Raw genomic sequence first — 26,190 nt, forward strand, 5'->3', positions numbered from 1 at the left:
ACAGCGTACGCTGAACGGGCCTATAGCTCAGTTGGTTAGAGCAGAGGACTCATAATCCTTTGGTCCCTGGTTCGAGTCCAGGTGGGCCCACCATTATTTTCAACGACTTAGCCTGCTTTCGAGCAGGCTTTGTTGTATCTGGCTTTCCCCTTTCTACCTGCCTTACTCTTTCCCTCTCCAGGAAAGAGACAGGATCAACGCTCATCAGAAAATCTGACGCTTAGCGCAAAGTGAAATCTGAGGTGTGATTCACAATTACAGAACCTCAACACACTGCCTGATCTGACCTGGCAAATCCAACACACCTCAAGCTGCTGTATTCATTGTCTTTTATAGATCCCGCACCGAAAATGGTCATTTCGACACGATACCGTGTCAAACATGCCAAGGCCCTAAAACAACAAGCCTCATACACTGTGACATGAACAAACGAACCAGCCGTGACTGAGTCGCCCACTTCCCGGATGACGAGCATACGGTCAAGTCTAAAAACAACGCGATAAATGGAGTGTATTAATGGTTCCTACCACCCGGTTTTCAGTACGGGCGCTGAGCCTAGCGGTTGCAGCAGTATCCACCACTTTCGCCATGTCAGCATCCGCCAGCATGGGCAACATCGGTACAACCTTTGGCGTAATGCCCATAGACGTTGCTACCGCTCAATCTCTCTCCATGTTTAATGACCAGGTTTCCGCCACTTACTACAACCCGGCGGCTCTGACCCGGGACGAGCGCGGCGAACTGACCTCAGGTATTTTGCACGCCGAGCAAGAACTGCGGTCTACAAATCCGAATGCAAACGGAGATGTGGTTTCCAGCTCCCCCAGTCAGCACGTGCTTATTGGCATGAAAACCAACCTGGGCTCCCTCACGCGCTTTAACCACCCTATTTACCTGGGTTTCATTGCCGGTGTTGAAAAGTACGGCAAGGAAATGCTGGCATTCGATTCACAGACATCGAACAGCGGGCAGTTTCTTCAATATGGTAAGGAGCCGCTGTTCTTGAACGTAGGCGGTGCCACTCCAGTCTGGCGCGGCATTTCAGTAGGGCTATCCGCCCGTATAACTCTGGACGCAACGGCTGATCTTCAAGCCGTGTCGACACTCGGCGGGGAAACCAGCCGGGAACGATTGGCAGTTAATGCTGAGCCACAAATCAAAACCATCCTTGGCACGAGCATTGATCTCGGCAGCACCTTCTGCCCCGAAAGCAACTGCTTTTTGCAGGGCTGGGAAACAGCGTTTACCTATCGCACCAAATCATCTGCGTCTACAACCGTTGATTCGGGCATCATTGTTACGCAAACCATCCCGGACCCGGGCCTTAGCCTTGCCGTAACCACCATCGACTCTTTCCAACCGGAAACTTTTGGCGTTGGCGCACAGTATAAAGGCAACGGCTGGCGCTTCGGCGGTAGCGTGGAGCAGCAGAACTGGTCTGAATTGTCAGAAGTCTTCAAAGGCGACACCATCAAGGACCAGGCCGCCACCCCCGCATCCGACCGTATACAGTTCAAGGACACGGTAATCCCACGCATTGGGGCTGAGTACGACATCAATAAGAACTTCTCTATCCGGGGCGGCGTGGCCTATGAGGAATCACCTCTGAAAACCACTCGCAACCCTGAAATCAACTACCTGGATACGGACAAAATAGTGGTTGGCCTCGGCATAAGTGCCACCTATGACCGCACTCGCCTTCTGGCCTTCCCTGTTCGCTTTGATCTGGGCTACCAATACCAGCAGTTGCAAGGGCGCGACTTTACCCTGGTAGATTTTGATGGCACTGAAACCGGCGTAACAGCAGACGGCGATATCCACGTTATCAGCGGCTCCCTTACCCTGAAGTTCTGAGGAGATGTTTGCCATGAAATACAATAAAACCCTGGCATTGATTCCCGCCTTGCTGCTAGCAGCATGTGGCGGAGATGAACAGACCATGAATCAGAAAACCACGGCTGGCTCGGTGATCTATTCATACCCGGCCGATGGGCAAGCGGGCATCAGCCCTAAAACGGATATTGTTCTCCGATTCTCCCACGCGATTACTGAGGACGACGCTGACCTCATCAGCAAAATCAATGTGGACTCGAACGGCACAGCAGTTCCGTTCACTGCGGAGAAAGTTGATGGCGGCAGAAGCCTGAAGCTGACAACAAGCGGCCCGTTGAGTACTGCCACAGACTATTCTGTGGTGTTCAATGAGCCACTCAAAGCTGAAGGCGGGCGCTTGATCGACACGCCCAATGGCGTGGGTGATCCGGGCATTCAGTTCCAGACCCGAGGCAGCTTCTCCGGCTCAGCAGGGCTGGCAAACATCTCGGATAGCTTTGGTGTTGATTGGATGGTTCCGGCGAGCGACGACCACACTGATCAAAACTTCATGACACTGAATTTTTCTACATTCCGCTTTGCCATGACCCAGCCAGTCCATCCAGACTGGAAAAAACTTGGTGGCTCGGTCGAACTGCTGGACAAAGACGGCCAGCCAGTACCCGCAACGGTTCTGGTTAAAGGCAACCGCGTTACTGTTGACCCCTGTATGGCGCCTAGCCAGGTGCAATGCGGTGGCAAGGACGACGTTCTGGATAGTGGTGAAACTTACACACTTAAATTCACGAATCTGGCAAGCCTGACGAACTCAGGCTCGGAAAACCGGTTTACCGGTGAATTCAATTTCACTCCCCGTGAGACTGGCCCTACGGTTGTTTTGCAGCAAAGTGCTATAGACTCTGGCCTGGCAGCAGGCGAGACGGATGAGAATGAACTAACCACGTCTATCCTGAACGGCCAGATTATCAACGGGATCACACTGAACTCCGTGCTTCAGGGTGTCACAGCTCCTTCTCAGCAGACCGGCGACCTGTTTGCTGAACTTGCCTATGCGCCTGCATTTAAAGCATCAGAAGCCTTGCCGTTGCGCATCGCCAAAGGAAGTGTCCTTCGAAGTACCAGCCTGGACATACTTGTTGGAGGCAAGGTGCCTGTTCTTGACGCTGCGACCAATCAGCTTCAGACAACTGGCGACATCAAGGTAACCATGCTCTCCGATGCATCGGGCTACCTGAGCCCGAACGCCTACACCAACGACATCAATGCTCCCCGGCAGATCACCTTGTTTATGGATGTTTCCATGAACACGGCAGAAGCCCAGCCTAATGCCGCTCTCTCCCAAGACCTTATGGGTCTGGAACTCCGTGGTATCGCTCTGGTTAAAAACGGCGTGCTAACAATTGATGCCATCGCCACGGTTGAGCCGAATCTGCTCGGGCAGGAATACACAGATGCTTCCATCTCATTCCACCTCCAAGCCGCCACCGACGCCGATTCCGTACTGGACGCCGAACTGCTGCGTGAACTGGATGTTACGGCTCCCAAGCTGGTGAGCTGGACACCCGGAGCCCCGGATGCCATCCCTGCCACTCGACAGTCAATGCACCGCCCCGGTGATCCGGTGATCCTGTTCTTTGACGAGCCCCTGGACCCCGCGTCCATCGAGGGTGGTGTCACCCTTTTAGCGAATGGGCAGCCTGTAGAGAATCTACGCACGCAACTGGATGGCACAGCTCTCACACTGAACCCGGAGGATGGTTTGAAGCAAGGTGTTCAGTACAAGGTTTCAGCCTTGGGATTGACCGATCTTGCCGGAAACCCCTACGTGAGCATGGCAGATGACCTGTCATTCAGCCTGGACCGGACTGACACTGCAGTACCTTCTGTAGCACAAGCTCCGCCTCTCGCATTAACCACCTATCCAGGCTTCCCCTGTGAAACAACAGCTGAAGCCATTAACCTTGCAGCCGGTGTTCATGGACAGTGCTGGGACGCCACGTCTGGCGGGCAAAAGGGCGACGTATTACCTGTCTCCGAAATGCCCACCGACCGTCCTATCACTGTGGTGTTTTCACAGCCGATGAAGTTGAGCTCAATACGTGCTGGAGAGACCTTTATTGTTGAGAAAGTTGACGCAAATAAAGCCCTGATCGAGCCTGTACCGGGCCGATTAGAGAAAAACAACCAGCGCATTCGCTTCTTCCCCGACCAGCCATGGGAACCCGGCGAGTTCTACCGTTACACTATGCGAGTCGACAGAGCTACACCTGACTGTAACCAAGCAAACCCGACGTCAATCTGTGGCGAGAACGGACTAACACTAAAGACTGATTTGCTTGAAGGGTTGAGCGGCGGTGGTAACGGTGAGAACTCGATGATCATCTACTTCAAGGGCGTGGCCGCACAGGATTCTGTGTTCACTCCGCTGCGAAATCTGCCAATTCGTGACACCAATGCCAACTTCCGCATTGATTGCAGTTCTAACGACAATGCCAATTGCCTTGAGCCCTTCGATCATGAGGGCAGCGATGCAGATGGCTGGGCCCCTTCCGCCAACACAACCAAGTTGCGTGTCAAAGACAACAAGGCATCAGCGACTCCCGGACTGGTTTCCGGTAAGGCAGACGCTCGCGTGGGCTGCGAAACGGGGCAAAGATGCCCTAAAAACAAGTTCATCTATCAGACATATGCACTGAACTCAGAGGTGGTTGGCCCGGGAATTTATGAGCCAACGGGCGAGGAAGGCATTCTTGTAAATCTATACCCCACAATGCTTGCGACAACATCTATTAGCGTGTTCGTAGAGCTTAAGGTTTTGGGCTTTATCCCTCTTATGGAAGAGTCCATTACTAATACGCAAGTGATCCGTATGCGGTATTCCAAAGACCCGAGCTGTGCAGCCCAGTCTGACTGCCCTCGAAACCAGCTAATCCCTGGAGTCATTGTTGAGGGTGATAACGGGCAACCAGTATTCAAAACGAAAGCTGAGTTGATGCTGGATGCGCCTGACATGGCTATTCCACTTGGTGGGACTCATGACCTGTACGGCCGGGAGTTTGTGTTTGAGCTCGAAGGTGATGTCACATTCTTCGATGATGGCCGAATGCAGATCGAGCAACGCAATACCAATCTGGTGGATATCGCCGTAAAAGCAAATGCCCTTGGGGTGAAAAATGCCGGGCTGATAACCATAAAACTGCCCTTGCAGATTCCAATCGGAGGAACTTATCTCAACTTCGTAACGAATCCTGTGAAGGATCTCCCCGTAGTGCAGTAAATAGTGCCACAGTACTCTCAAGGCCAGTCTCCGGACTGGCCTTTTTTTATCCCCAAAACAACGACCCGGCGTTTCCCTCTGCGGCGAATTTCCTGCTAATCTGGTTGCACAATGAAACCCACTTATAAAAACAAAAACATCAGGAGAGACCTTCATGCGAAACGGCACCCATTACCGCACCTGTCATTTATGCGAAGCCATGTGCGGCGTTGCCATTGAAGTGAAGGAGGGGCGCATTGCGTCGATTCGTGGAGACGACAATGATCCGCTAAGTCGAGGGCACATTTGCCCCAAAGCTGTGGCCCTGCAGGATCTTCATGAGGACCCGGAACGGTTGCGCAAGCCGGTTCGTAAAACCGCCACCGGCTGGCAAGAAATCGAGTGGGATGAGGCCTTTAAAACCGTTGCCGAAAAGCTTCACAGCACCCGCACAACGCACGGCCGCAATAGTATTGGCGTGTATCTTGGCAACCCCAACGCCCACAATCACAGCTCATTAATCGCCACCATGCCGTTTCTTCGGGCTGTCGGCTCCCAGAATCGTTTTTCTGCCACCTCCAATGATCAACTTCCCCACATGCTGGCAAGCCTGGAGATGTTCGGCCATCAGGTTCTGTTCCCTATTCCGGATATCGACCGCACGGATTTGTTTATCTGTATTGGTGGCAACCCCATGGCGTCCAATGGCAGCCTAATGACGGTGCCGGATTTCCGTGGCCGGCTGAAAGCGCTTAAAAAGCGCGGCGGGAAGATGATTGTGGTGGATCCCAGGCGCACAGAAACCGCCAAGCAAGCCGAAGAGTTTCACTTTATTCGCCCTGGCACCGATGCATTTTTACTGATGGCCATGGTGAACACGCTGTTTGCAGATGAGCTAATTCACCCCAGCCCTGCAGAACAGCTTATTAAAGACCTGGATCTTTTACGCTTGGCTTCCCTACCCTTCCCCCCAGAAGCGGTTGCCGAACGCACCGGGATTGCGGCAACAACCATACGCGATCTTGCACAACAGCTCGCACACACGCCGAAAGCAGCGCTCTATACTCGCATGGGCACCAGCACCCAAACGTTTGGAAGCATTACAACCTGGCTGGCGTATTGCCTGAACATTCTTACGGGCAAGCTGGATACGGTCGGCGGCATGATGTTTACGCAACCCGCCATTGATCTGATCGCCATCGGCGCCATGTCTGGACAGCGCGGGCACTTTGGCAGCCGCCACAGCCGGGTTAAGGGGCTACCCGAGTTTGCGGGCGAATATCCGTCCAGCACCATGGCCGATGAAATACTCACCCCGGGCGACGGACAAATCCGTGCCTTTGTGACCATTGCCGGCAACCCGGTGCTTTCCAGCCCGAACGGGCGCCGGCTGGACGAGGCCTTAAGCGGGCTGGATTTTATGGTATCAGTGGATTACTACATTAACGAAACCACTCGTCATGCCGACATTATCCTGCCGCCAACCGCCGTGCTCGAACGCAGCCACTACGACATTATTTTCAACATGCTGGCCGTGCGCAATGTATCGAAATACAGCGAAGCCCTGTTTGATGCGGGCCCGGACAGCCGTCATGACTGGCAGATTCTGCTGGAACTGGCGCATAGACTTGAGAAATTACGCAAGGGCGGCAAGCTGCCGATCCGTTCCGAGTTGGGCTGGCAAGCGTTCAAACGCGCAGGCCCTGATACGATCGTTGATGTGCTTTTGCGTACCGGGCCTTATGGCACAGATACCGGGCGCGCCCGAGGAGTTCTGGAAACCGCCACAAAGCGGGTTCTGGAATTGCTGCCCAAGCACCACCCTTTACGTGGCTTGGCCAAGCTGAGCTCTCTCAATCCCCAGTGGCAGAAGCTTCCTAAAGGGCTTTCCCTGAAGCGTTTGAAGGAGAACCCCAGCGGGATTGACCTCGGCGCTCTGAGGCCCGCTCTACCCGGCCGTCTGTTCACCCGGGATGGTAAGATCAACCTGGCACCAAGGCGCTATCTGAAAGACGTAGAACGCCTCCACCAGCAGCTCTCCGTGCCAGATTCGCCAAACGAGCTTCTACTGATTGGGCGGCGCCACATTCGCAGCAACAACTCCTGGATGCACAACAGTCACCGTCTGGTAAAAGGCAAAGACCGCTGCACACTGCTGGTACACCCGGACGACGCCAACCGTTTGGGGCTTAAAGAAGGCGGCCGCGCTGAGGTCCGCGCCGATGATCGCCTGGTGATAATGGCAGTGGAAATTACTGATGACATGATGCCGGGAGTGGTTTCCATTCCCCATGGCTGGGGCCATGATCGTGAAGGGACACAGCAATCCACAGCGGCGGCCCATGCTGGCACCAGCATCAACGATGTGTTGAGCGATCAGCTAACCGACCCGGTGGCAGGTACTTCCGTGTTGAATGGTCAGCCAGTAACTGTCAAAGTCTGCGAACCAGAACAGCAACCCGTACCCGCCTGAACCAGACTGGGAGAACAGCATGCCTCACTGGCTACAATGGAGCCTGATTATTGCCGGCACAATCGCCATCTTTGTTCTGCTGGGTTTTATCCGGCGGCAAATGGTTACCTTGGCCGAAAACCGAAGACGGCAACAAAAAGCAGAGGCTTTCCAGGCGAAGCGGCGCAAGGACATGGTCGATAGCATTCGTGTTATTGCCATGGCCGTAGAAGAAGACCAGATCGAATATTCAGAGGCCTGCCTGCGCATGAAAGGCTTGCTGGACCATGTGGCTCCTGAGCTGATGGAACAATCACCTTATCAGGTATTTATGGAGGTGTATGAGCAACTTCGCCACATGCCCACTCACCAAGCACGCCAAAATACCGAGACGCGCTTTGTGGAGAAGATGGATAAGGAGCGGTTTGAAGTGGAAAAGCGCTACGCCGATGAAATACGTCGTGCCGCAACAGCCATCCGGAATCACAGCTTCTGACCCGCTCAAGATTTGTGTCATTTTGTAACAGAAATGTCTACAAATGATAATTTTATCGATTTGATATCAGAAGCTTGCTCAATTCACTAAAAATGACGAAGCGCTCAGCTTCTCATTCCCTTGAGTGGCAACCTTTCTTTTTTGCAGATGTTGTCTAACTTGAAATCAGGGCGATAAGGTTTTAACGGTTGGTTTCAAGGTTGCAATTATCGCCCTGGGTTATTTCTCCTGTTACGTTCGGACGACTCTGCAATGAGCGGAAACCTTGCCGGCCTTTAAGGCCGGCTTTTTTGTGCTCACTGATTCATCATACCGGCCATGGCCATAATCTTGTCCCGGCTGGCCACCAGTTCATCAAACTGTTCTTCTACCTGTTCACGATTGAGGCCGAGTTCGTCATAAATCTCCTGCCCCACGGGTGCATTTGCACCCATAGCGATGCCCCTTTCTGTAAGCAATTGGCGGCCAAGCCACAGGAGCCGGGCGTATACACTGTGGGGGCCTTGGTAGGTTTTGCTTTTCTGATACCTTATGGCCTGAGTCACCTCATCTGGCATACCCCAGTTTTCCATAAGCTGCGCCGCGATCTGTTCACGGGTAATCCCCAAAAGATAGTGTTCCGATACCGAGGAATCGATATCCGAGTTCACCTCCAGGGAGCGGCATACCAACTTGAAATGGGGAGGAAAAACCTGCGCAAGCAGAAGGTAACCAAAGTTGTGCAGCAGACCTGCCAAATAGGCTAACCCAAACATTGGCCGCTCACCCCGAGGCATCATACTCGACAGAATACCAGCCGACTGAGCTTGCCAGATAGCTTGCTGCCAGTAGTCCACGTAGCCTTCTGGATGGTCCTGGGGCTGCTTGAGCGCACGCCCCAGCGACAGTCCCATCGCCAGGTTCATTACCATGTCGAAGCCAAGAACGCGTGATACGGCATCGTGCACAGAGCGCACTTGCCCGGCCGCGGCATAGAACGATGAAGATGCCCAGCTGACCACCTGAGCCGCCAGGCTGGGGTCACTCTCAACGATATCAACCAGATCCCCCATAACAGCGTTCGGATTTACCCGCAGGTGGATAATGCGCTGGGCGGTTTCCGGCAGCGGCGGCAGCTCCAGAGTGTCTTCAAGGCGCTGCTGAATACGCAGACTGGTGAATTTTTTGATGGCAAAGGTCAGCTGGCTACGATCGTTATCCGGATCATCCAGATTCACGGTTATGTTTTCCGATGCCACCGTGAACGACAGGCGATCCGCATTTTTTGTTAGCGTACGAAACTCTTCAGCTGGCATTACCATCGCCAGGTTTTGCTCTCCCAGCGCCAAGGCTACCGAGGGCAAATCATCGATCCGTCGATCCGCAATAGTAGGCCAGCCCGTAAGTGACGGCAGGGCCGGTAACTCCCTCAGGCCGGCGCGCTCTCTAACGCGAACCTGCTCGCGAGGCTTCATCAGCCGGAAGTCCCGGCCCATTTGCTTGTTCAATCGTTCCAGATCAATCAAATCGTCTTTGCAGCAAATGGCTTGAAGGTTTTCCTGCCCGTCGTGGAGCAACACCATCCGCAACAGCTCGTGCTGATTAGCCTGGCGCATATCTCTCAATGATACGCCTTTGGCTGAATCGCCCAAAGCCTGTTGAACCGTGACAGGTAATTCCATCATTTTCTCCCGAGTATCGCTGCTTGCCATCCGGCTACCATAATCTGCCGTTGGTTTTTTAGTATAGGCCATGACTTAGCTGTATAAATTGATATGCACCGGTTCAAACCTCCCCGTAACGCATTTTCTCTCCCATCCAGCGCCGGATCAGAGCCTGTACCAGCTGTGGGTGCCTCATGAGCCCGGGTGCCATCTCCCGCACCGGCTCAATCCAACCTTTGTCCCGTTCAAAGTCTGCCAGTCGGAACTGCATCATGCCAGTCTGACGGGTGCCAAGCACTTCCCCTGGCCCACGTATCTCCAGGTCTTTTTCGGCAATAACAAAGCCATCCTGACTGTCTCTCAGGGCCTGCAAGCGCGCCTTGCCATTGGCCGACAGCGGAGGATGGTACATGAGCACACAGAAGCTGGCCTGCTCACCCCGCCCAACCCTGCCACGGAGCTGATGCAACTGGGCCAGGCCCAGGCGTTCCGGATTTTCAATAATGATGAGTGAGGCGTTGGGTACATCCACACCCACTTCAATCACCGTGGTGGCAACCAGTAGATCCAGCTCCCCCTGTTTGAAGCGCTCCATTACCTCGGCCTTTTCCGCCGACTTGAGCCGTCCGTGCACCAGCCCGATCTTCAGGCCCACCAGGCGCTCAGTCAGTTCTTGCGCTGTTACTTCTGCCGCCTGGCATTGCAAGGCCTCCGACTCTTCAATCAGTGTGCACACCCAGTATGCCTGACGACCGTCAGTGCAGGCGCTGCGTACGCGCTCAATCACATCTTCCCTACGGTTGTCAGGAATGACGATAGTTTCAATGGGCTTTCGGCCCGGGGGCAGTTCGTCGATCACTGAGGTATCCAGATCGGCGTAGGCACTCATGGCCAGAGTACGGGGGATGGGCGTGGCGGTCATGATCAGCTGGTGTGGCGCCAGGGTGCCGCCTACGCCTTTCTCCCGCAAGGCAAGGCGCTGGTGTACGCCAAACCGATGCTGCTCATCCACAATCACCAACGCCAGGCGGTGAAACAGCACATCATCCTGAAACAACGCATGGGTGCCGATAATTACGCTGGCAGCACCCGTATGCACGGCTTCCAGCGCCTCTTTCCGGGCTTTGCCTTTGACCTTGCCAGACAGCCAGGCCAGTTGGATTCCCAAAGGCTCCAGCCAGCCTTTGAAATTCTGATAATGCTGTTCAGCCAATATCTCGGTAGGTGCCATAAGCGCCACCTGGGCACCCGCGCAGATGGTTTGAATTGCCGACAGCGCGGCCACCACGGTTTTACCCGAGCCTACATCCCCCTGCACCAAGCGCAGCATGGGTAGCGGCTGGCTTAGATCCTGCCGAATCTCACTCATAACCTGTCGCTGAGCGCCCGTGAGCGCAAACGGCAATTCCTCAAGAAAACGCTCTGCCAGGTCGCCGGTGGGGAGCAAGGGCAGAGCTTGCCGAGCCTGAATCTGTTCACGAACCTGCAGCATACTCAACTGATGCGCCAGCAGCTCCTCCATCACCAGGCGCTGCTGTGCCGGGTGGCGCCCTTCCATCAGAAGATGAACCGGGGCACTGGCTGGGGGAGAATGCACCATCTGGACGGCTTCATTAATTCCCGGTAGCTGATAGCTCGCCAACAACTCAGCGGGCAACCAGTCACGTATAGGATGGCGTTGAAGGTACCCCAGAGCCTGCTGACACAAACCTCTTACTCTGGGTTGCTGTATGCCTTCGGTCAGTGGATAGACCGGCGTAAGGGTGGCCTGCTCCCCTGTAGGCATTGCCGGTGGGTTCGTTTGATACTCCGGGTGGTAAAACTCGTATCCGGCACGGCCCGGGCGCACCTCGCCGAAGCAGCGAACCCAGGCGCCTTCCGAGAGTTGGTTTTTCTGGGCGGCATTGAAGTGGAAAAACCGTAGCACCAGAAACCCGCTGCTGTCTTTCAGGGTGACCTGCAGGCTACGACGACGCCCCATCACCAGATCTGACTTCATCACCTCGCCTTCCACAACGGCGACATCGCCTACCCTCAAGCTACCCATGGGGATAATGCGGGTACGATCTTCGTATCGATGGGGAAGGTGGAACAACAAATCCTGTAATGATGAGATTCCCAGGCGCGCAAGCTTCTCGGCAAGGGCGCTTCCTACGCCCTTGAGCTCCGTAACCGGGATGTCATCCAGTGATGCCATATCTGGGCTCAGTCTGTCGCAACAACCGGAGTGTCCTCTGTCGCCTTTTCAATCACCCGGCATTGGCCGGCTGCAAGCGAGAGAACATCAATGGCTTTGGGCCGGGGGAAGGTTACCCGCCAGGCCAGGGCCACGGTGCGGGAAGGTACAGGTGGAGCAAAAGGCCGGGTGACAAGCACATCTTTCTGGTACCGCATACCCGTCGCAGCGGAAAGCGGCAGTACGGTAATCCCCAAGCCCGAAGCAACCATGTGACGTATGGTTTCCAGAGAACTGCCTTCGGTTACCAGTGATGGAGTACCGGCATCTGCGCGGCGAGTGACTGCCTCCACCAGAGGTGGGCAAGCTTCCAGCACCTGATCCCGAAAACAATGACCAGGGCCAAGCAGGAGTAACTGTTCATCAGCCAGTTCATCACCTGTGATCTCCTTCTTGGCCGCAAGGCGGTGATCTGCTGGCAGAAGCACGACAAAAGGCTCATCGTAAAGTGGCAATGTCAGCACTTCCGCCTCTTCAAACGGTAGCGCTATGATGATGGCATCCAGTTCGGATTGGCGCAGCTTCTTGCGCAGGTTAGCGGTATAGTTTTCTTCTATATAGAGCGGCATCTCCGGTGCTGCGCGGCGCAACTCGGGCAAGAGGTGCGGAAACAGATAAGGCCCGATGGTGTATATGGCACCCACCTTGAGCGGCGAGCTCAACTGGTTTTTACCATCCTGAGCCATGTCGCGGATAACACCCACCTGATCCAGAACCCGCTGGGCCTGCTCAACAATACGCTGACCAGTTTCCGTTACGCGAATACTGCTTTTGCTTCGCTCAAACAGGGGGATTCCCAACTCCTCTTCCAGTTTTTTGACCGCAACGCTGAGTGTCGGCTGGCTAACGTGGCAACGCTCGGCTGCGCGGCCAAAATGCCTTTCGCGAGCAAGCGTAACGACGTATCGTAACTCGGTAAGAGTCATGGTGATCTCCGGTCAAAAGGATACGGGTCGAAGTTTCACTAATTTATGAGCTAGAGGATAAGGATTGATATTGTCTATGGCAATCGCTGATCGCAATAGTATGCCAGGAATTCTCATAGCCGGTTGTGGCAAGCTCGGGGGCGCCATCGCCAGCATGCTGACTGAGTCGGCGCACGTTTACGGATTACGCCGCAACCCGGCCAAGGTGCCCGAAGGCGTAACAGGTATAGGCGCCGATCTGACCCGCCCGGAAACCTTAACCGGCAAGCTGCCAGACAACCTCGAAACGGTGATCTACTGCCTGACACCATCCAGTTATGACGAGCAAGGCTATCGCGATGCCTACGTTAACGGCCTTAAAAACCTGCTGGAAGCCATTGGCAACCAGCCTCTGAAGCGCCTGTTTTTTATCAGCAGCACCAGCGTTTACGCCCAGAATGATGACAGCCTGGTTGATGAAACCAGCCCGGCCTCACCCTCCCGCGTCACAGGCCAGCAAATTCTGGCCGGAGAACAGACGGCACTGAATAGTGGTCATCCCGCTACGGTTATTCGCTTTAGCGGAATCTACGGACCATCAAGAGGTCGTTTTCTGGAGGAGGTGATTGAGGGCCGCATGAACCCGACAAAACCGGCACCGTTCAGCAATCGCATTCATGAAGATGACGCGGCAGCGGCAGTGGTCTTTCTTAACCAGCTGGCGCTTTCCGGTAAGTCTTTGGATACCTGCTATGTGGCCAGCGATTGCGAGCCGGTTCGGCTGGATGAAGTGGTCGACTGGGTTCGTCAGCAGGTACCTTGCGCCGAGCCCGTTGCTGACGCCAGGAAAGGCGGCCGGGCCGGCAGCAAGCGTTGCAACAATCAGCGGCTACTGCAAACCGGCTTTACATTTCGCTACCCTGACTTTCGTGCCGGGTATCGCGATATGATCGATAACGCTTAGGTCCAAAACGAACAAAGGCGACCCGAGGATCGCCTTTGTTCTGACTATCTTGGTTGTGCGCGCTGAATCAGCTCAGCACCATTACCGCTTCCACCTCTACAGGAACACCCTTGGGCAGTGCGGAAACTTCAACCGCCGCACGTGCGGGATAAGGCTCGGGGAAATAGGTCGCCATGATCTCGTTAACCGTGGCAAAGTTTGCCAGGTCGGTCACGTAGATGTTCACTTTAACTATGTCTTTCAGCTCACCGCCAGCAGCCTTGCATACGGCTTTCAGGTTATCGAATACCTGACGGGTCTTGGCTGAAAAATCGCCCCCGACTACTTCCATGGTTTCAGGGTCCAGCGGAATCTGACCAGAAATATAGACAGTGTCACCAGCCTTTACGGCCTGAGAATAAGGACCAATTGCTTTAGGTGCGTTTTCAGTCTGAATGATGGATTTGTTGGTCATGCCGTTTGCTTTCCTTATCGTCTAAAACACCAATCGTCGCCGTTCCATACGTGAGCTGTCAACCAGTCAGTATTTTACCCGGTTGATCGAGGTAACGGCTTTGATATTGCGAACCCGTCGCATTACGCGAGCCAGATGTTTTCGGCCGTGCACTTTTACTACAAGGCTGACGACGCTAAAGCGGGCATTCTGCTCGTCTACGTTTATTCGCTCTATATTGCCATCTGCCATGGCCACTGCGTTAGCCACCTCGGCGATCACTCCGTGCTGACGCTCCAGCTCAACCCGCAGTTCTACAGAAAACTCATCGGTGATGTCCTTGGCCCAGGTGAGATGGGTCAGGCGGGACCGCCCCTCGTTGTCTTCCGGCAGGCGGGAACAGGTGTCAGAGTGAATAACCATGCCGCTGCCTGAGCCCATCACGCCAACTACGGGGTCTCCGGGAATCGGCTTGCAGCAGTCGGCAAAGTGGACCAGCATGCCTTCGGTTCCCTGAATGGTTACCGGTACATCGCTGCCACCCTGAATATCCTTGACCTCCTCACTGGGCTCTGCGCTTTCGGCACCAAACGCAAGCTGGCGCGCAACCAGATAGGCCATTCGATTACCAAGACCAATATCGCTGATCAGTTCATCAAAACTGTTGACCTGATTGTGGTTAACAACAGCCTGCTTTTGCGCATCGTCGATATCAGACAAGCGCTTACCAAAGCCGTTGAGGGATTTTTTAAGCAGCACCCGCCCCAGCTCCATGGATTCCGCCAGCTTTTGCCCTTTCAGGGTGTGACGAATACTGCTGCGCGCCTTACCCGTGACAACGAAACTGAGCCAGGCAGGGTTCGGACGTGCCCCGGGCGCGGTGATCACCTCTACGGTTTGACCGCTTTGTAACGGTTTACTCAGAGACCCCAAGTTACGGTTGATGCGGCAAGCGACCGTGGCATTGCCGATGTCGGTATGGATGGCATAGGCAAAATCTACCGGGGTAGCCCCTCTGGGCAGCTCCATGATCTTACCCCTTGGAGTAAACACATAGATTTCATCCGGGAAGAGATCCACCTTTACGTGCTCAATAAACTCCAAAGAGTCATCGGCACGCTCACGCATCTCCATCAGGCCTTTAACCCAGCGATCCACTCGCGTCTGGTTAACGCTGGTTACGCTGGTCGGCTCGTTTTTGTACATCCAGTGAGCGGCAATACCGTCGTTGGCAATGTGCTCCATTTCCTCAGTGCGGATCTGGATTTCGATATTCACATGCATGCCGAAGAGAGTGGTATGCAATGACTGATAACCATTGGCCTTGGGCATGGCAATGTAGTCTTTGAAACGGCCCGGCATAGGTTTGTAGAGGCTGTGAACGGCTCCCAGAATTCGGTAGCAGTCATCTTCGGTATCGGTAATGATGCGGAAGGCGTATACGTCCATAATCTCGTAAAACGACTTCTGCTTGAGTTTCATCTTGTTGTAGATGCTGTTCAGGTGTTTTTCACGCCCCATTATCCGGCCCGGCAAGCCACGCTCTTCCAGCTTTTCCTGCAGCCGACCTCGTATTTCTTCAATAATCTCACGGTGGCTGCCGCGCGCTTTGGCCACGGCTTTGGAGATATAACGGGAGCGCATGGGATGCAGAGCTGCGAAGCCGAGGTCTTCCAGCTCAGTGGATATGGCATGCATACCTAGGCGGTTGGCGATGGGTGCGTATATATCGAGGGTTTCTGTCGCTATACGCTTGCGCTTTTCGTAGGGCATTGGCCCCAGCGTACGCATGTTGTGCAAGCGATCCGCCAGCTTCACCAGAATCACCCGGATATCCCTGGCCATGGCCAGAGTCATTTTCTGGAAGTTCTCAGCCTGAGCTTCTGCGCGGGAACGGAATTCTATTTGGGTCAGCTTACTGACACCATCCACCAACTCAGCAACATCCTCGCCAAATTGCTCGGCAAGGGCATCCTTGGGAATACCGGTATCTTCAATAACATCGTGGAGCATGGCCGCCATCAGGCTCTGATGGTCCAGCTTAAGGTCTGCAAGTATGTGAGCAACGGCGAGGGGATGAGTGATGTAGCGATCACCACTTTTACGCATCTGGCCCTCGTGAGCCTGCTCGGCATAATAGTAGGCCCTTCGCACCTGGTTAATGCGATTGGTATCCAGATAGGTACTGAGCTCAACCGCCAGACCTTCTACCGTAGCCTCAAGTGACACCGCGCCTCCGTAATACTCCAATTTCAAACGCCTACCAGGAGCACAAACAAAAAGACCCGAATGCATGCATTCGGGTCTTTTCTCTATCCTTCCAGCAACGATCTATAGATACACTATAAAACTGCGGAGGCAGAATTCAATGCATTCTTAATCTTCTTCAATTTCGTTCAGCAGATCACGGCTGACCAAACCTGCGGCAATTTCGCGCAGGGCGATAACCGTAGGCTTATCGTTTTCTTCCGGAACCATTGGCTCAGCACCTTTGGTAGCCAGCTGACGGGAACGCTTGGTGGCCAGCATGACCAACTGGAAGCGGTTATCAACGTGTTCGAGACAATCTTCAACAGTAACTCGTGCCATAACATCCCCGACAATAATAAAAATGACTGATTTTGCAGACCGCGTAGTTTACTGCCAACGGCACAAATTGTATACAGCAAAAGTCCCTATCAGGCCGGGCTGCTGCTTTCTCCGCAGAGTTCCGCGAGCAGTTGTTTATGCCGTGACTGCTGAGTGCCCACCTGTAAGCGCTGGCTGCGCACGATTGCCAACAAATCCGCCAACGCTTCCTTGAACTCATCATTGACAACAATGTAGTCAAACTCGCCTACATGGCGACACTCTTCTCTGGCCTCAGTCAACCGTCGGGCCACAACATCTGGCGCGTCGGTTCCTCTGCCCACAAGGCGATCCCGAAGGGCTTCAGCCGAAGGCGGCACGATAAAAATACTGACGCACTCAGGAATAAGCCGGCGTACCTGAGACGCACCCTGCCAGTCGATCTCCAGAATCACGTCTCGCCCGATGGCCAGCATCTCTCTAACCCACACCTGAGACGTGCCGTAATAATTACCGAATACGTCAGCGTGTTCCAGAAAATCGCCTTGGCCAATCATGGTTTCAAACTCGGAACGGCCGACAAAATGGTAGTTAATGCCGTCCTTCTCGCCTTCACGCATGGGGCGCGTCGTATGGGATACGGACACACCCAGCTTTTGATCCGCGTGCAGCATTTCTGCTACAAGACTGGTTTTACCAGCACCCGATGGCGCAGAAATAACAAACAACGTACCCGTTTCACCGGCCTGGCTCATGACTGGACAACTCCTGGACTGGATCTGGCCGCCACTGCTGGAGGCCCGCAAAGCAAATAATTATACGACCTTTGACCAAACACCGCATCCCGGATGCCGCCACAACTGGTAATATCAAAGATATAGCAGCTAAACGACAACGTACCACTCTCAAGTTCAGCAAACGACGGAAGGCAGCATGGATAAACTTCTGATTGTCATGGACCCGGCCCACAAGCACCAGAAAGCTCTGGCCCGGGGAATCGAACTGGCTCGCGCCACAGGCGCCCATCTGGAAATCGTGGCGTTCACCCATGAACATCTGGGCGCATTGCCTTCAGACCCTACTGTGCAGCAACGTGCCCGGGATGCACTGATTGAACTTCGTCAGCGCTGGCTGGACCAGATGCTGGCTCTCTCCGATTGCACTGACCTGCAAGTCACCACCCACACAGTGTGGGAGAAAAACATACATCAGTGGATAATCGAGCACTGCCATCCCAACCGCTTTAAGGCCGTGATCAAAACTGGCAGTCGCACAGAAACTTGGCGGTATACGCCCACCGACTGGCACCTGATCCGAGAATGCCCAGTGCCGGTCATGCTGGTTGCAGAACAGAAATGGAACCATGCCCACCCGATTCTGGCCGCGGTAGACCTGAGTTCCACCAAGCCGGTCAAAAAAGCCCTCAACACCAAAATCATTGAGCAGGCCCGTGCACTGGCAAAGGCCTTTGGGTCCGAGGTTCACCTGGTTCATGCCCTGCATATTTCGGAGGTGCTGGCAGATCTGGAGATCATCAATGTGGCTGAGCATGAGCAGCGGCGCAGAGCAGCGCTGGAGCCGACCATAACGCATCTATGCAACACCTGGCACCTCAGCCGGGACCAGGTTCACTTGGCGGTTGGCCCGGCCCACAAGGTCATTCCCAGCGTTGCCAGCAAGTTGAAAGCCGATATGGTGGTCATTGGCACCAGCGGTAAAACCGGCCTGAAGGCTCGCGTGATTGGCAACACCGCAGAGAAGGTGCTTACTCACCTGAGAACCGACCTGCTCGCGATCAAGCCTGGGGACTCTGGCCAGTAATGCGCAGAAAATTCGACGTTACAGTAAAGCAGCCCGAAACAGCCAGCGAAGCCCTGAGTGAAGCCTCCGGGCTTCCTCGCCAACGCATAAAAGACGCCATGAACAAAGGCGCCTGCTGGTGGACTCTGAAAGGCAAGAAAGTGCGGCTGAGGCGCGCAACCAAAGAGCTGCAAGCCGGCACTCAGTTGCAGCTTTATTACGATGAGAATGTTCTGAACCGCAAACCGGAAGCGGCAATTCTGATCGAAGATAAAAGCCGTTACAGCGTCTGGTTCAAACCCCACGGGTTGTTAGCTCAAGGCTCACAATGGGGAGACCATTGCAGCCTCTTGCGCTGGGCTGAGATTGAACTGAAGCGACCTTGCTTCCTGATTCACCGGCTGGATGGCGATGCTGCCGGTCTAATGCTGATTGCCCACGATTCGAAAGCTGCAGGCGCGCTCTCCCAGTGCTTCTCCGGGCGCACCATGACCAAGCGCTACCTGGCCAGAGTGGCCGGCGTTATCAACACGCAAGACCAGCTGATCGACACACCGATTGATGGCAAAGCCGCCATCAGCCATGTGTCTACGCTAAGCACCGATGACACCGCCGAAACAAGCCTTCTGCGGGTCATCATCGAGACGGGTCGCAAACACCAGATCCGCAAGCATTTACAAGGCATTGGGCATCCGATTATTGGCGACCGTCTATATGGCAAACCCGCGCAAGTTCCCCTGCAACTACTCGCCGCCGGCCTGGAGCTTGACTGCCCCCTTAGCCGTCAGCGGTTAACACTGGAACTACCGAAAGAGCTCGCCAACCTGGCCGAATGAGCCCACTCAGTTACCTTCAAACTCCGGGGTACGACGAGCAACAAATGCCTGAACGCCGCGCATAAAGTCCTTCGACTTGGTGGTGACATTCTGCTCTTCGGCCTCAACCGCTACCGCCGAACGCCAGTCACAGCTAGCCACTTCGCGCAGCAAGCGCTTGGTTCCGGCGACAGCGAGTGGTGCAGCACCAGCCAGAGAGCTAGCCCAATCAAACGCTTCTTGCTCCAGGCTCTCAGCAGGTACAGCTTTGTTGGCCAGACCGTGGGTGAGGCAAGTCGCCGCATCAAGCCGCTTTCCTTCGATGATTGCCGCCAGTGCACGTTGACGCCCCATGGCATTCAGCAGGTGCCAGGTGAGCCCACCATCGGGCACAAGCGCAATGGCAGCAAACGCGAGATATACACTGGCATCTTCTGCCATCATCACCAGATCGCATGTCAGAGCCAGCGCGGCCCCAATGCCGGCCGCCTGGCCATGAACCCGCGCGATATACAGCTTATTCCCGTGATGAATGGTTTTCAGCAATGGCTCGTATTCGTCGAGCAACAGATCCGATATTTGCTTGTAGTCAAAATCCTGCAAATCCTGCCCTGCAGAAAATCCCTTACCGGCTGCACCAATAATGCAAACCCGAATGGTTGGGTCTGCTTCCACTTCAGCCAGGGTCGAGGTCAGAGCCTTGCGCATCGGCGCATTCAAAGCGTTGTAGTGTTCTGGCCGGTTGAGTGTAATCGTCGCAACTTGCCCATCGCGCGACAAAAGAACTGGCGTATCACTCATCTCATTGCTCCTTCTCTGTTAAATCGTTTCTTATGTTTTCGCGCCGGCCTTCGCCAAAATCACGACTACTATTTCCGGTATACCCAGACTGCACCTCTGAGCACAAATATTCATCTGCGAAACCTTCCATCAGGAGCCGCGTTATCCTGCACATTAGGCCAAATTGAACACTAACGTTCAAAACAAGTCAACACGGTCCAAAAAGTTTGTCTATGCTCTACTTTTATGATTAGCTGTTAACCGCCTGTGAATATTTTTGATCATGGGTGTTCACTAAAAACCATTCCAGAAAAATGTTCGCGATGGCAGCGGAGTGCAAAGGGCCGGATGCCGGCCAGCTAGAAGGAGATATTATGAATAACAAAAGGCAGCCTTCAGTGCTGGTAATCGGGGCAGGCGCCACCGGCATTCTTGCAGGTATCAAACTGCCAGAAGCAGGAATCAGCGACGTCATCATTATTGAAAAAGCAGACCGGGTTGGCGGCACATGGCGTGAGAATACATACCCCGGCGTAGCCTGCGATATCCCCTCGCCTCATTACTGCTACTCATTCGAGCCCTGGCCTTGGTCAAGCCAGTGCGCACAAGGCGGAGAAATTCAGGAGTATCTGGAACACGTTGCGAAAAAATACAACCTACTCCCGATGATTCGCTTTGGAACGACTGTCGTTTCCACCGTTTACGATGAGACCACAGCAACCTGGACGGTGAAGACCGACAAGGGCGATGTCTTCACCGCAGATTTTGTGATTGCAGCAACGGGTATTCTTCACAAACCCAAGCGCCCTGACATTCCCGGGCTGAACAGCTTCAACGGCGAGATGTGGCACACCGCCGAGTGGCGACACGATGTGGATCTGAAAGGCAAACGTGTGGGCGTGATTGGAACAGGCTCTACCTCCCACCAAGTGGTACCCGAGCTGGTTAAGGCCGGGCACGAAACCTTTGTATTCCAGAGAACGCCGCAATGGGTGTTCCCCTTTCCAAACCTGAGCTTCCCGGAATGGATGCGCAACCGCTGGAAGGAAAAGCCCGAGCGGATGAAGCCCTGGAAGTCACTGTACAAGACATTTATTGAGCAGTTCTTCGTAAAAGCAACGACAGGGGAGCCGGTACAGCGAACGCTTCTGAACCTGTCCAGCAAAGCCTATCTTCGCCTGGGTGTTCGCAAACGCGATCTACGCGAGAAGCTCACGCCGGATTACGGCGTTGGTTGTAAACGCATGGTGGTCAACTTCACGTTCTACCCTGCGATACAGAAAGACAATGCCCACCTGATTACCGACGGCATCAAAGGTATTGAGGCGGATGGCGTGCGCCTGGTCACAGGAGAGCTGGTCCCCCTCGACGTTATCGTGCTGGCAACAGGATTCGACAACTTCGCCTATATGCGCCCGGGCAGCCTGGTAGGACGCTCTGGTCATACCATCGACGATGCATGGAAAGACGGCACCTACCCCAGCTACCACGCTGTACTCATGGAACACTTCCCCAACTACTTCCTGATGCTCGGCCCTGGCACGCCCATCGGCAACAACTCGGTGATTGGCATGGCGGAGGAACAGCTGGACTACGTGTTGCGGCTGATGGATATCTGGCGCGACGGCGATGCAGACGAGATTGAACCCACCCCGGAAGCTGTATCGGCCTTCGTTGAGTATATAAAGGCAGGGCTTGGCGAGTCTGTCTGGACGAGTGGCTGCCAGAGCTGGTATCTGGATGCGGCCGGTGTGCCTGTCGTGTTCCCCTACACCTGGAAAGAATTTATTGCCTCCATGGCCGAGATCGACCGGCGCGAGCTGACCATGGCATGCGTCAAACCTTGCCAGCAGGAGGTTCTCCATGCAGTTTGACTATGTGATTGTTGGAGGGGGCTCGGCTGGCTCTGTGCTCGCAGCTCGTTTAAGCGAGGACCCGGAAAAACGAGTATGCCTGCTTGAAGCCGGTGGCGACGGTAAAAGCTTGCTTGTTCGCATGCCCGCGCTGACAGTAGCGATGATGCCAGGCAAACCCGTAAAGATGAATAATTGGGCATTTACGACCGTGCCTCAGCGAGGGCTCAATGGCCGCTGCGGCTATCAGCCACGTGGGCGCACATTGGGCGGCTCCTCAGCAATTAATGCCATGGTATACACACGTGGCAATCCCCGGGATTATGATCGCTGGGCTGAGCTCGGTGCTGAAGGCTGGGACTGGAAGGGCGTACTGCCCTACTTCCGCAAATCCGAGAGCAATGAGCGCGGTGGAAGCAAACTGCACGGAGCTGCAGGACCCTTGCATGTGGCCGACCCCTCTAGCCCCCGCTCTATTACCAAAGACTGGATTGCTGCCGGCCAAGCCTGCCAATTGCCTCTTACAGACGACTTTAATGGCGAAACCCAGGCTGGAATCGGTTATTACCAGGTAACCCAGTTCCACGACAGTCGCAGGGGGCAACGATGCTCTGCGGCGGCGGCCTATCTCCACCCTGTGATGGACACCCGCCCCAACCTGAAAGTGATTACCGGTGCACACGCTACCCGCGTTTTGTTCTCCGGGAACAAGGCCACTGGTGTTGAATATCGCCAAGGCGGTAAAACGCTGACCATCGAAGCCGCCAACGAAGTCATTCTGTCTGCGGGTGCATTTCAGTCGCCTCAGCTATTGATGCTGTCCGGTATCGGCCCTGCGGCACATCTACAGCAGCACGGAATCCCCGTAATTCATGATTTGCCAGCGGTAGGTCAGAACCTTCAAGACCATCCCGATGTGGTCTTGTCCTACGGGGTTAACACCACCGATGTGTTTGGTGTCGGTGTCTCAGGCACCTTCCGTTTACTGGGTGGGATGCGAGAGTGGTTTTCCAGCGGTAAAGGCTTGCTGTCCACCAATTTCACAGAAGGTGGTGCATTTTTCTCAGTGGATGGAGTTCATGATGACTGGCCCAACGTTCAGCTGCACTTTGTTATCGCGCGAGTTGAGGATCACGGCCGGCAGATCAAACCTGGCTATGGAATCTCTTGCCATGCTTGCATTCTTCGGCCTGAAAGCCGAGGCCATGTTGCTCTCGCCTCCTCTGACCCGATGGCAGCACCGCTAATCGATCCCGACTTCCTGGGCGACGAGCGAGATGCACAGCTACTTTTAAAAGCGGTTCGACGCACCTTGCAGATAATGGAGTCTGAGCCGGTCGCGAGCCGAATTACGCGGACTTTCACCGCGCGCTCCACTGACAGCGACGAAGATCTGCTGGAAATGATCCGCAACCATTGCGACACCGTTTACCACCCCATTGGAACCTGCCGCATGGGCAGCGATCAGGATTCGGTTGTCGATACATCTTTGCTGGTACGAGGCGTTGAAGGTCTTCGCGTGATAGACGCTTCTGTGATGCCAACGCTAATCAGCGGCAACACAAACGCACCGACAATCATGATTGCAGAGAAGGCAGCAGCGGAATTCTTCCGCGACTGATTCAGCCTTCCTCACTGGTTAGAGAAAATAACAATGACCTTCCAGACGTTAGATGAGCTTTACCATTTCGCCGAAAAAACCGATAGCGGGCGAGCAGCTTTCAGTGACCTGTCCGGGCGAGCGCTAACCAGCCCGGATTTTGTTCGCGACCTTCGGCAAATCGCCGGCGGGCTAACCAAGCTTGGGCTAAAGCCCGGCAAGGGCGTGGCCGTACTGGGACTTAACAGCATCGAAACGCTGCAAATAATCCTGGCCGCACCCTTGGCGAAGCTGATTCCAGTCCCTCTCAATTTACGATGGGCTGCGGCAGAAATTGCGTTTGCGCTGGATGATGCAGATGTAGCGGTGGTCGCCCTGGATGACCCCTTCTTGCCCTTGGCGACCGAACTCGCTAAAAACAGGCCGGATTTGATCTTTGTGCACATAGGTCAGGGCGATACGCCTGCGGGGATGCAGTCGGTAAATGATTTGCGCGCCGAGCCTGTTGAGCTGAACAGTGAGCGAGACCCGGCAACCCCCGCCATTATTTTGTATACCGGAGGCACCACCGGGCGTTCCAAGGGTGTGGTTCACTCCCATGCCAGCCTGGTCGCCGGTGCCATGGTCATGGCTGTCGCCGGTTTCCCTACCACTGGAAAGACCTACAGCTCCTGCTTCCCGTTCTTCCACGTCGCCGGAATCCAGCCCACGCTGACCCGCCTGATCCAAAGCTCAACCCAACTGCTGATGCCCTTGTTCAGACCGGATCTGGTCGCTTCCGCAGTGCGTGACCACGGCGTACAAGAGCTGGGCCTGGCACCCACCATGATGCAAATGCTGATTACAGACCCGGAGTTCAGCTGCAAAAACTTCGCCGGCCTGGAGCGGTTGATGTATGGCTCTTCGCCAATTTCCGCCGGGCTTCTGGCAGGCCTCAAAGGTACCTTCCCTGGCGTCACCTACACCCAGGCCTATGGCATGACGGAAGCCGGGATAACCATATTTCTGGGGCCCCAATTCCACAGCGGCGAGCTTGAGCGTATCGACGGTGCGGGCCAACCGGGAGCGCCCGGCGTACAGATCCGTATCGAGGATGATAATGGTGCCGCCCTGCCCCGGGGCCAGGTTGGTGAAATCGTGGTTTATGGGCCGACCGTGATGTCCGGATACCGCAACCGCCCTTCTGAGACCGACGCCGCACTGCGTAATGGCGGCTACCGAACGGGCGATCTCGGCATGCTTGATGACATGGGCGTTCTCTATGTGCGCGACCGGTTAAAAGACATGATTATTACCGGTGGCGAAAACGTCTATTCCTCTGAGGTTGAAAGCGCCATATCAACACTGCCCGGTGTTGCCATGGTGGCCGTGGTCGGGTTGCCGGACGAGAAATGGGGTGAAAGAGTTCATGCCGTTATCGTCCCTAAAGAAACCCACACACCCACACTGGAAGAGGTTAACGGCTATCTGAAAGACCGGATTGCCGGCTACAAGCACCCTCGAAGCCTGTCGCTGGTGAAGGAGCTGCCACTCTCACCCATGAACAAGGTGCTAAAGCACGAGCTCCGCGCCCAGCTCACCGGAGATTGATCATGGCGAAGGGTATTTCAAAGCGTCAACGGTTCTGGACACTGTTCCAGCACCTGTTCGAAAAGCCCCTGATTGGCGCGGTTCACTCGCAACCGCTATTACGCCGTGTAGCGGGGCTGCACGCCTGGATGTGCTACCCGCGCCCTATGGATGTTCGCTTGCAAAAAGGCGAAGTAGGCGGGGTTCCGGGGCACTGGTGCGACCTTGGCACCCCCACCGTCACACCTGGCTCCAAAAAAGTAGTGCTATGGCTTCACGGCGGTGCCTTTACCGTAGGTGGCGTAGGCTCCCACGGTGCTTGGGCGGCCACAGTTGCCGCAGCCAGCAGTGCCCGTGCGCTCCTGGCGGACTACCGGCTCGCCCCGGAACACCCATTCCCAGCAGCCCCCGACGATGCCGAAGCGGTTTATCGTGGGCTGCTTGCCGAAGGCTACCAGCCTTCCGATATCGCCATTGCCGGGGACAGCGCCGGGGGCGCGCTCGCATTTGCCCTGCTGGCCCGTATTCGCGCCGCCGGGCTGCCCGACCCAGCCGCTATGATGGCGGTCTCACCCTGGTTTGACCTGTCGCTTTCAGGAGAGTCTGTACGCACCAACAAGCGCAGCGAAGCCATGGTGCCGGAGAGCTGGCTGCGGCGAACAGCACAACTTTATGCCGGCGGCCAGTCGCTTGATAACCCTGCGGTGTCACCACTGTTTGCAGAATGGGACCGCCCGCCCCCACCCACCATGCTGCTCACCGGCGAAGACGAACTCCTGCGTGATGACACTGAACGCATGGCCAACATTCTCTCAGCTGCCGGCGGTCAGGTAGAGGTATTGCGGCAGGCCGGGGCGGGTCATATCTGGCCAGTTCGTATGCACCTGACGCCCGAAGCCAGCTACGCCAACAACCAAATGGCCGCCTTCCTGCGGCGTGCATTCTGGCCCGAAGCTTTCCAGCTTCATCTCGCTGAGGAGCGCTGAT

19 protein-coding genes and 1 tRNA gene are annotated in these 26,190 nt (G+C 55.0%); 12 read left to right on the plus strand and 8 right to left on the minus strand.

From position 1 onward, the window contains the following. Positions 1–16 precede the first annotated feature (16 nt). From RKA07_RS00185 to RKA07_RS00205, 5 genes are all read left to right on the plus strand, one after another. Positions 17–93: transfer RNA gene (locus tag RKA07_RS00185), tRNA-Ile, on the plus strand. Positions 94–516: 423 nt separating this feature from the next. Then, positions 517–1,854: an alkane uptake protein AupA gene (aupA, locus tag RKA07_RS00190; protein WP_310965245.1), complete on the plus strand. Its 1,338-nt coding sequence runs from the start codon at positions 517–519 to the stop codon at positions 1,852–1,854. Positions 1,855–1,867: 13 nt separating this feature from the next. Continuing rightward, positions 1,868–5,110, plus strand: coding sequence for an Ig-like domain-containing domain (locus tag RKA07_RS00195; RefSeq protein WP_310965247.1), 3,243 nt, complete (start codon positions 1,868–1,870; stop codon positions 5,108–5,110). A 154-nt stretch (positions 5,111–5,264) separates the two neighbouring features. Then, complete coding sequence (locus RKA07_RS00200; RefSeq protein WP_310965249.1) at positions 5,265–7,562, plus strand: molybdopterin oxidoreductase family protein; 2,298 nt, start codon at positions 5,265–5,267, stop codon at positions 7,560–7,562. A 19-nt stretch (positions 7,563–7,581) separates the two neighbouring features. Next, positions 7,582–8,037 carry a DUF2489 domain-containing protein gene (locus RKA07_RS00205; protein ID WP_310965251.1) on the plus strand — a complete coding sequence of 152 codons (456 nt, stop codon included), beginning with the start codon at positions 7,582–7,584 and terminating at the stop codon, positions 8,035–8,037. Positions 8,038–8,333: 296 nt separating this feature from the next. Here the strand turns inward: RKA07_RS00205 and RKA07_RS00210 are convergent, their stop codons facing one another. The 3 genes from RKA07_RS00210 to RKA07_RS00220 all read right to left on the minus strand — a co-directional run bounded on the left by RKA07_RS00210 (position 8,334) and on the right by RKA07_RS00220 (position 12,842). Next, on the minus strand, positions 8,334–9,698 hold the full coding sequence (locus RKA07_RS00210) for an HDOD domain-containing protein (RefSeq protein WP_310965531.1): 1,365 nt from the start codon (positions 9,696–9,698) through the stop codon (positions 8,334–8,336). A gap of 103 nt (positions 9,699–9,801) precedes the next feature. Next, the gene (gene recG / locus RKA07_RS00215; RefSeq protein ID WP_310965253.1) at positions 9,802–11,877 is read right to left on the minus strand and encodes an ATP-dependent DNA helicase RecG; all 2,076 of its coding nucleotides are present in this window, start codon (positions 11,875–11,877) and stop codon (positions 9,802–9,804) included. 8 nt (positions 11,878–11,885) lie between these two features. After that, positions 11,886–12,842 (minus strand): hydrogen peroxide-inducible genes activator, encoded by a 957-nt coding sequence (locus tag RKA07_RS00220; RefSeq protein WP_200203536.1) that lies wholly within the window; start codon positions 12,840–12,842, stop codon positions 11,886–11,888. 76 nt (positions 12,843–12,918) lie between these two features. On the opposite strand from RKA07_RS00220, the gene RKA07_RS00225 reads away from it, so the two are divergent. Next, positions 12,919–13,785: an NAD-dependent epimerase/dehydratase family protein gene (locus tag RKA07_RS00225; RefSeq protein ID WP_200203534.1), complete on the plus strand. Its 867-nt coding sequence runs from the start codon at positions 12,919–12,921 to the stop codon at positions 13,783–13,785. Between the two features lie 67 nt (positions 13,786–13,852). On the opposite strand, the gene RKA07_RS00230 is transcribed toward RKA07_RS00225, so the two are convergent. The 4 genes from RKA07_RS00230 to gmk form a co-directional block, all read right to left on the minus strand. After that, positions 13,853–14,239, minus strand: a complete 387-nt coding sequence (locus RKA07_RS00230) for a RidA family protein (RefSeq protein WP_200203532.1) — start codon at positions 14,237–14,239, stop codon at positions 13,853–13,855. A 66-nt stretch (positions 14,240–14,305) separates the two neighbouring features. After that, positions 14,306–16,447 carry a RelA/SpoT family protein gene (locus RKA07_RS00235; protein WP_310965258.1) on the minus strand — a complete coding sequence of 714 codons (2,142 nt, stop codon included), beginning with the start codon at positions 16,445–16,447 and terminating at the stop codon, positions 14,306–14,308. A 147-nt stretch (positions 16,448–16,594) separates the two neighbouring features. Further along, positions 16,595–16,807: a DNA-directed RNA polymerase subunit omega gene (gene rpoZ / locus RKA07_RS00240; RefSeq protein ID WP_200203528.1), complete on the minus strand. Its 213-nt coding sequence runs from the start codon at positions 16,805–16,807 to the stop codon at positions 16,595–16,597. Between the two features lie 89 nt (positions 16,808–16,896). Then, the gene (gene gmk, locus RKA07_RS00245; protein ID WP_200203526.1) at positions 16,897–17,541 is read right to left on the minus strand and encodes a guanylate kinase; all 645 of its coding nucleotides are present in this window, start codon (positions 17,539–17,541) and stop codon (positions 16,897–16,899) included. Between the two features lie 178 nt (positions 17,542–17,719). On the opposite strand from gmk, the gene RKA07_RS00250 reads away from it, so the two are divergent. Both RKA07_RS00250 and RKA07_RS00255 read left to right on the plus strand, forming a co-directional pair. Further along, complete coding sequence (locus RKA07_RS00250) at positions 17,720–18,607, plus strand: universal stress protein (protein ID WP_310965259.1); 888 nt, start codon at positions 17,720–17,722, stop codon at positions 18,605–18,607. Next, the gene (locus tag RKA07_RS00255; RefSeq protein ID WP_310965260.1) at positions 18,607–19,422 is read left to right on the plus strand and encodes an RluA family pseudouridine synthase; all 816 of its coding nucleotides are present in this window, start codon (positions 18,607–18,609) and stop codon (positions 19,420–19,422) included. Before RKA07_RS00250 ends, RKA07_RS00255 begins: the two co-directional genes overlap by 1 nt. Before the next feature lie 6 nt (positions 19,423–19,428). On the opposite strand, the gene RKA07_RS00260 is transcribed toward RKA07_RS00255, so the two are convergent. Continuing rightward, entirely contained in the window at positions 19,429–20,202 is a 774-nt protein-coding gene (locus RKA07_RS00260; protein WP_310965261.1) for an enoyl-CoA hydratase/isomerase family protein, read from the minus strand. A gap of 353 nt (positions 20,203–20,555) precedes the next feature. On the opposite strand from RKA07_RS00260, the gene RKA07_RS00265 reads away from it, so the two are divergent. From RKA07_RS00265 to RKA07_RS00280, 4 genes are read left to right on the plus strand one after another with little or no spacing between them, the layout of a single operon-like run. Beyond that, the gene (locus tag RKA07_RS00265; protein WP_310965262.1) at positions 20,556–22,055 is read left to right on the plus strand and encodes a flavin-containing monooxygenase; all 1,500 of its coding nucleotides are present in this window, start codon (positions 20,556–20,558) and stop codon (positions 22,053–22,055) included. Beyond that, positions 22,045–23,655 (plus strand): GMC family oxidoreductase, encoded by a 1,611-nt coding sequence (locus tag RKA07_RS00270; RefSeq protein WP_310965263.1) that lies wholly within the window; start codon positions 22,045–22,047, stop codon positions 23,653–23,655. The genes RKA07_RS00265 and RKA07_RS00270 overlap by 11 nt, the downstream gene beginning before the upstream one ends. 33 nt (positions 23,656–23,688) lie before the next feature. Then, a complete protein-coding gene (locus RKA07_RS00275) occupies positions 23,689–25,224 on the plus strand; it encodes a class I adenylate-forming enzyme family protein (protein WP_310965264.1) in 1,536 nt (511 codons plus the stop codon). 2 nt (positions 25,225–25,226) lie between these two features. Then, on the plus strand, positions 25,227–26,189 hold the full coding sequence (locus RKA07_RS00280) for an alpha/beta hydrolase (RefSeq protein WP_310965265.1): 963 nt from the start codon (positions 25,227–25,229) through the stop codon (positions 26,187–26,189). Position 26,190 lies beyond the last annotated feature (1 nt).

Source organism: Marinobacter xiaoshiensis, from assembly GCF_031631795.1.
Lineage (GTDB): Bacteria > Pseudomonadota > Gammaproteobacteria > Pseudomonadales > Oleiphilaceae > Marinobacter > Marinobacter xiaoshiensis.

What these genes read in the sequence shown, in the direction of transcription:
- RKA07_RS00260 (WP_310965261.1), bottom strand. Translation starts at nt 20,202, where the DNA reads ATGAGTGATACGCCAGTTCTTTTGTCGCGCGATGGGCAAGTTGCGACG.
- gmk (WP_200203526.1), bottom strand. Translation starts at nt 17,541, where the DNA reads ATGAGCCAGGCCGGTGAAACGGGTACGTTGTTTGTTATTTCTGCGCCA.
- aupA (WP_310965245.1), top strand. Translation starts at nt 517, where the DNA reads ATGGTTCCTACCACCCGGTTTTCAGTACGGGCGCTGAGCCTAGCGGTT.
- recG (WP_310965253.1), bottom strand. Translation starts at nt 11,877, where the DNA reads ATGGCATCACTGGATGACATCCCGGTTACGGAGCTCAAGGGCGTAGGA.
- RKA07_RS00280 (WP_310965265.1), top strand. Translation starts at nt 25,227, where the DNA reads ATGGCGAAGGGTATTTCAAAGCGTCAACGGTTCTGGACACTGTTCCAG.
- RKA07_RS00255 (WP_310965260.1), top strand. Translation starts at nt 18,607, where the DNA reads ATGCGCAGAAAATTCGACGTTACAGTAAAGCAGCCCGAAACAGCCAGC.
- RKA07_RS00270 (WP_310965263.1), top strand. Translation starts at nt 22,045, where the DNA reads ATGCAGTTTGACTATGTGATTGTTGGAGGGGGCTCGGCTGGCTCTGTG.
- RKA07_RS00230 (WP_200203532.1), bottom strand. Translation starts at nt 14,239, where the DNA reads ATGACCAACAAATCCATCATTCAGACTGAAAACGCACCTAAAGCAATT.
- RKA07_RS00265 (WP_310965262.1), top strand. Translation starts at nt 20,556, where the DNA reads ATGAATAACAAAAGGCAGCCTTCAGTGCTGGTAATCGGGGCAGGCGCC.
- RKA07_RS00250 (WP_310965259.1), top strand. Translation starts at nt 17,720, where the DNA reads ATGGATAAACTTCTGATTGTCATGGACCCGGCCCACAAGCACCAGAAA.
- RKA07_RS00225 (WP_200203534.1), top strand. Translation starts at nt 12,919, where the DNA reads ATGGCAATCGCTGATCGCAATAGTATGCCAGGAATTCTCATAGCCGGT.
- RKA07_RS00210 (WP_310965531.1), bottom strand. Translation starts at nt 9,698, where the DNA reads ATGGAATTACCTGTCACGGTTCAACAGGCTTTGGGCGATTCAGCCAAA.
- RKA07_RS00205 (WP_310965251.1), top strand. Translation starts at nt 7,582, where the DNA reads ATGCCTCACTGGCTACAATGGAGCCTGATTATTGCCGGCACAATCGCC.
- rpoZ (WP_200203528.1), bottom strand. Translation starts at nt 16,807, where the DNA reads ATGGCACGAGTTACTGTTGAAGATTGTCTCGAACACGTTGATAACCGC.
- RKA07_RS00275 (WP_310965264.1), top strand. Translation starts at nt 23,689, where the DNA reads ATGACCTTCCAGACGTTAGATGAGCTTTACCATTTCGCCGAAAAAACC.
- RKA07_RS00195 (WP_310965247.1), top strand. Translation starts at nt 1,868, where the DNA reads ATGAAATACAATAAAACCCTGGCATTGATTCCCGCCTTGCTGCTAGCA.
- RKA07_RS00220 (WP_200203536.1), bottom strand. Translation starts at nt 12,842, where the DNA reads ATGACTCTTACCGAGTTACGATACGTCGTTACGCTTGCTCGCGAAAGG.
- RKA07_RS00200 (WP_310965249.1), top strand. Translation starts at nt 5,265, where the DNA reads ATGCGAAACGGCACCCATTACCGCACCTGTCATTTATGCGAAGCCATG.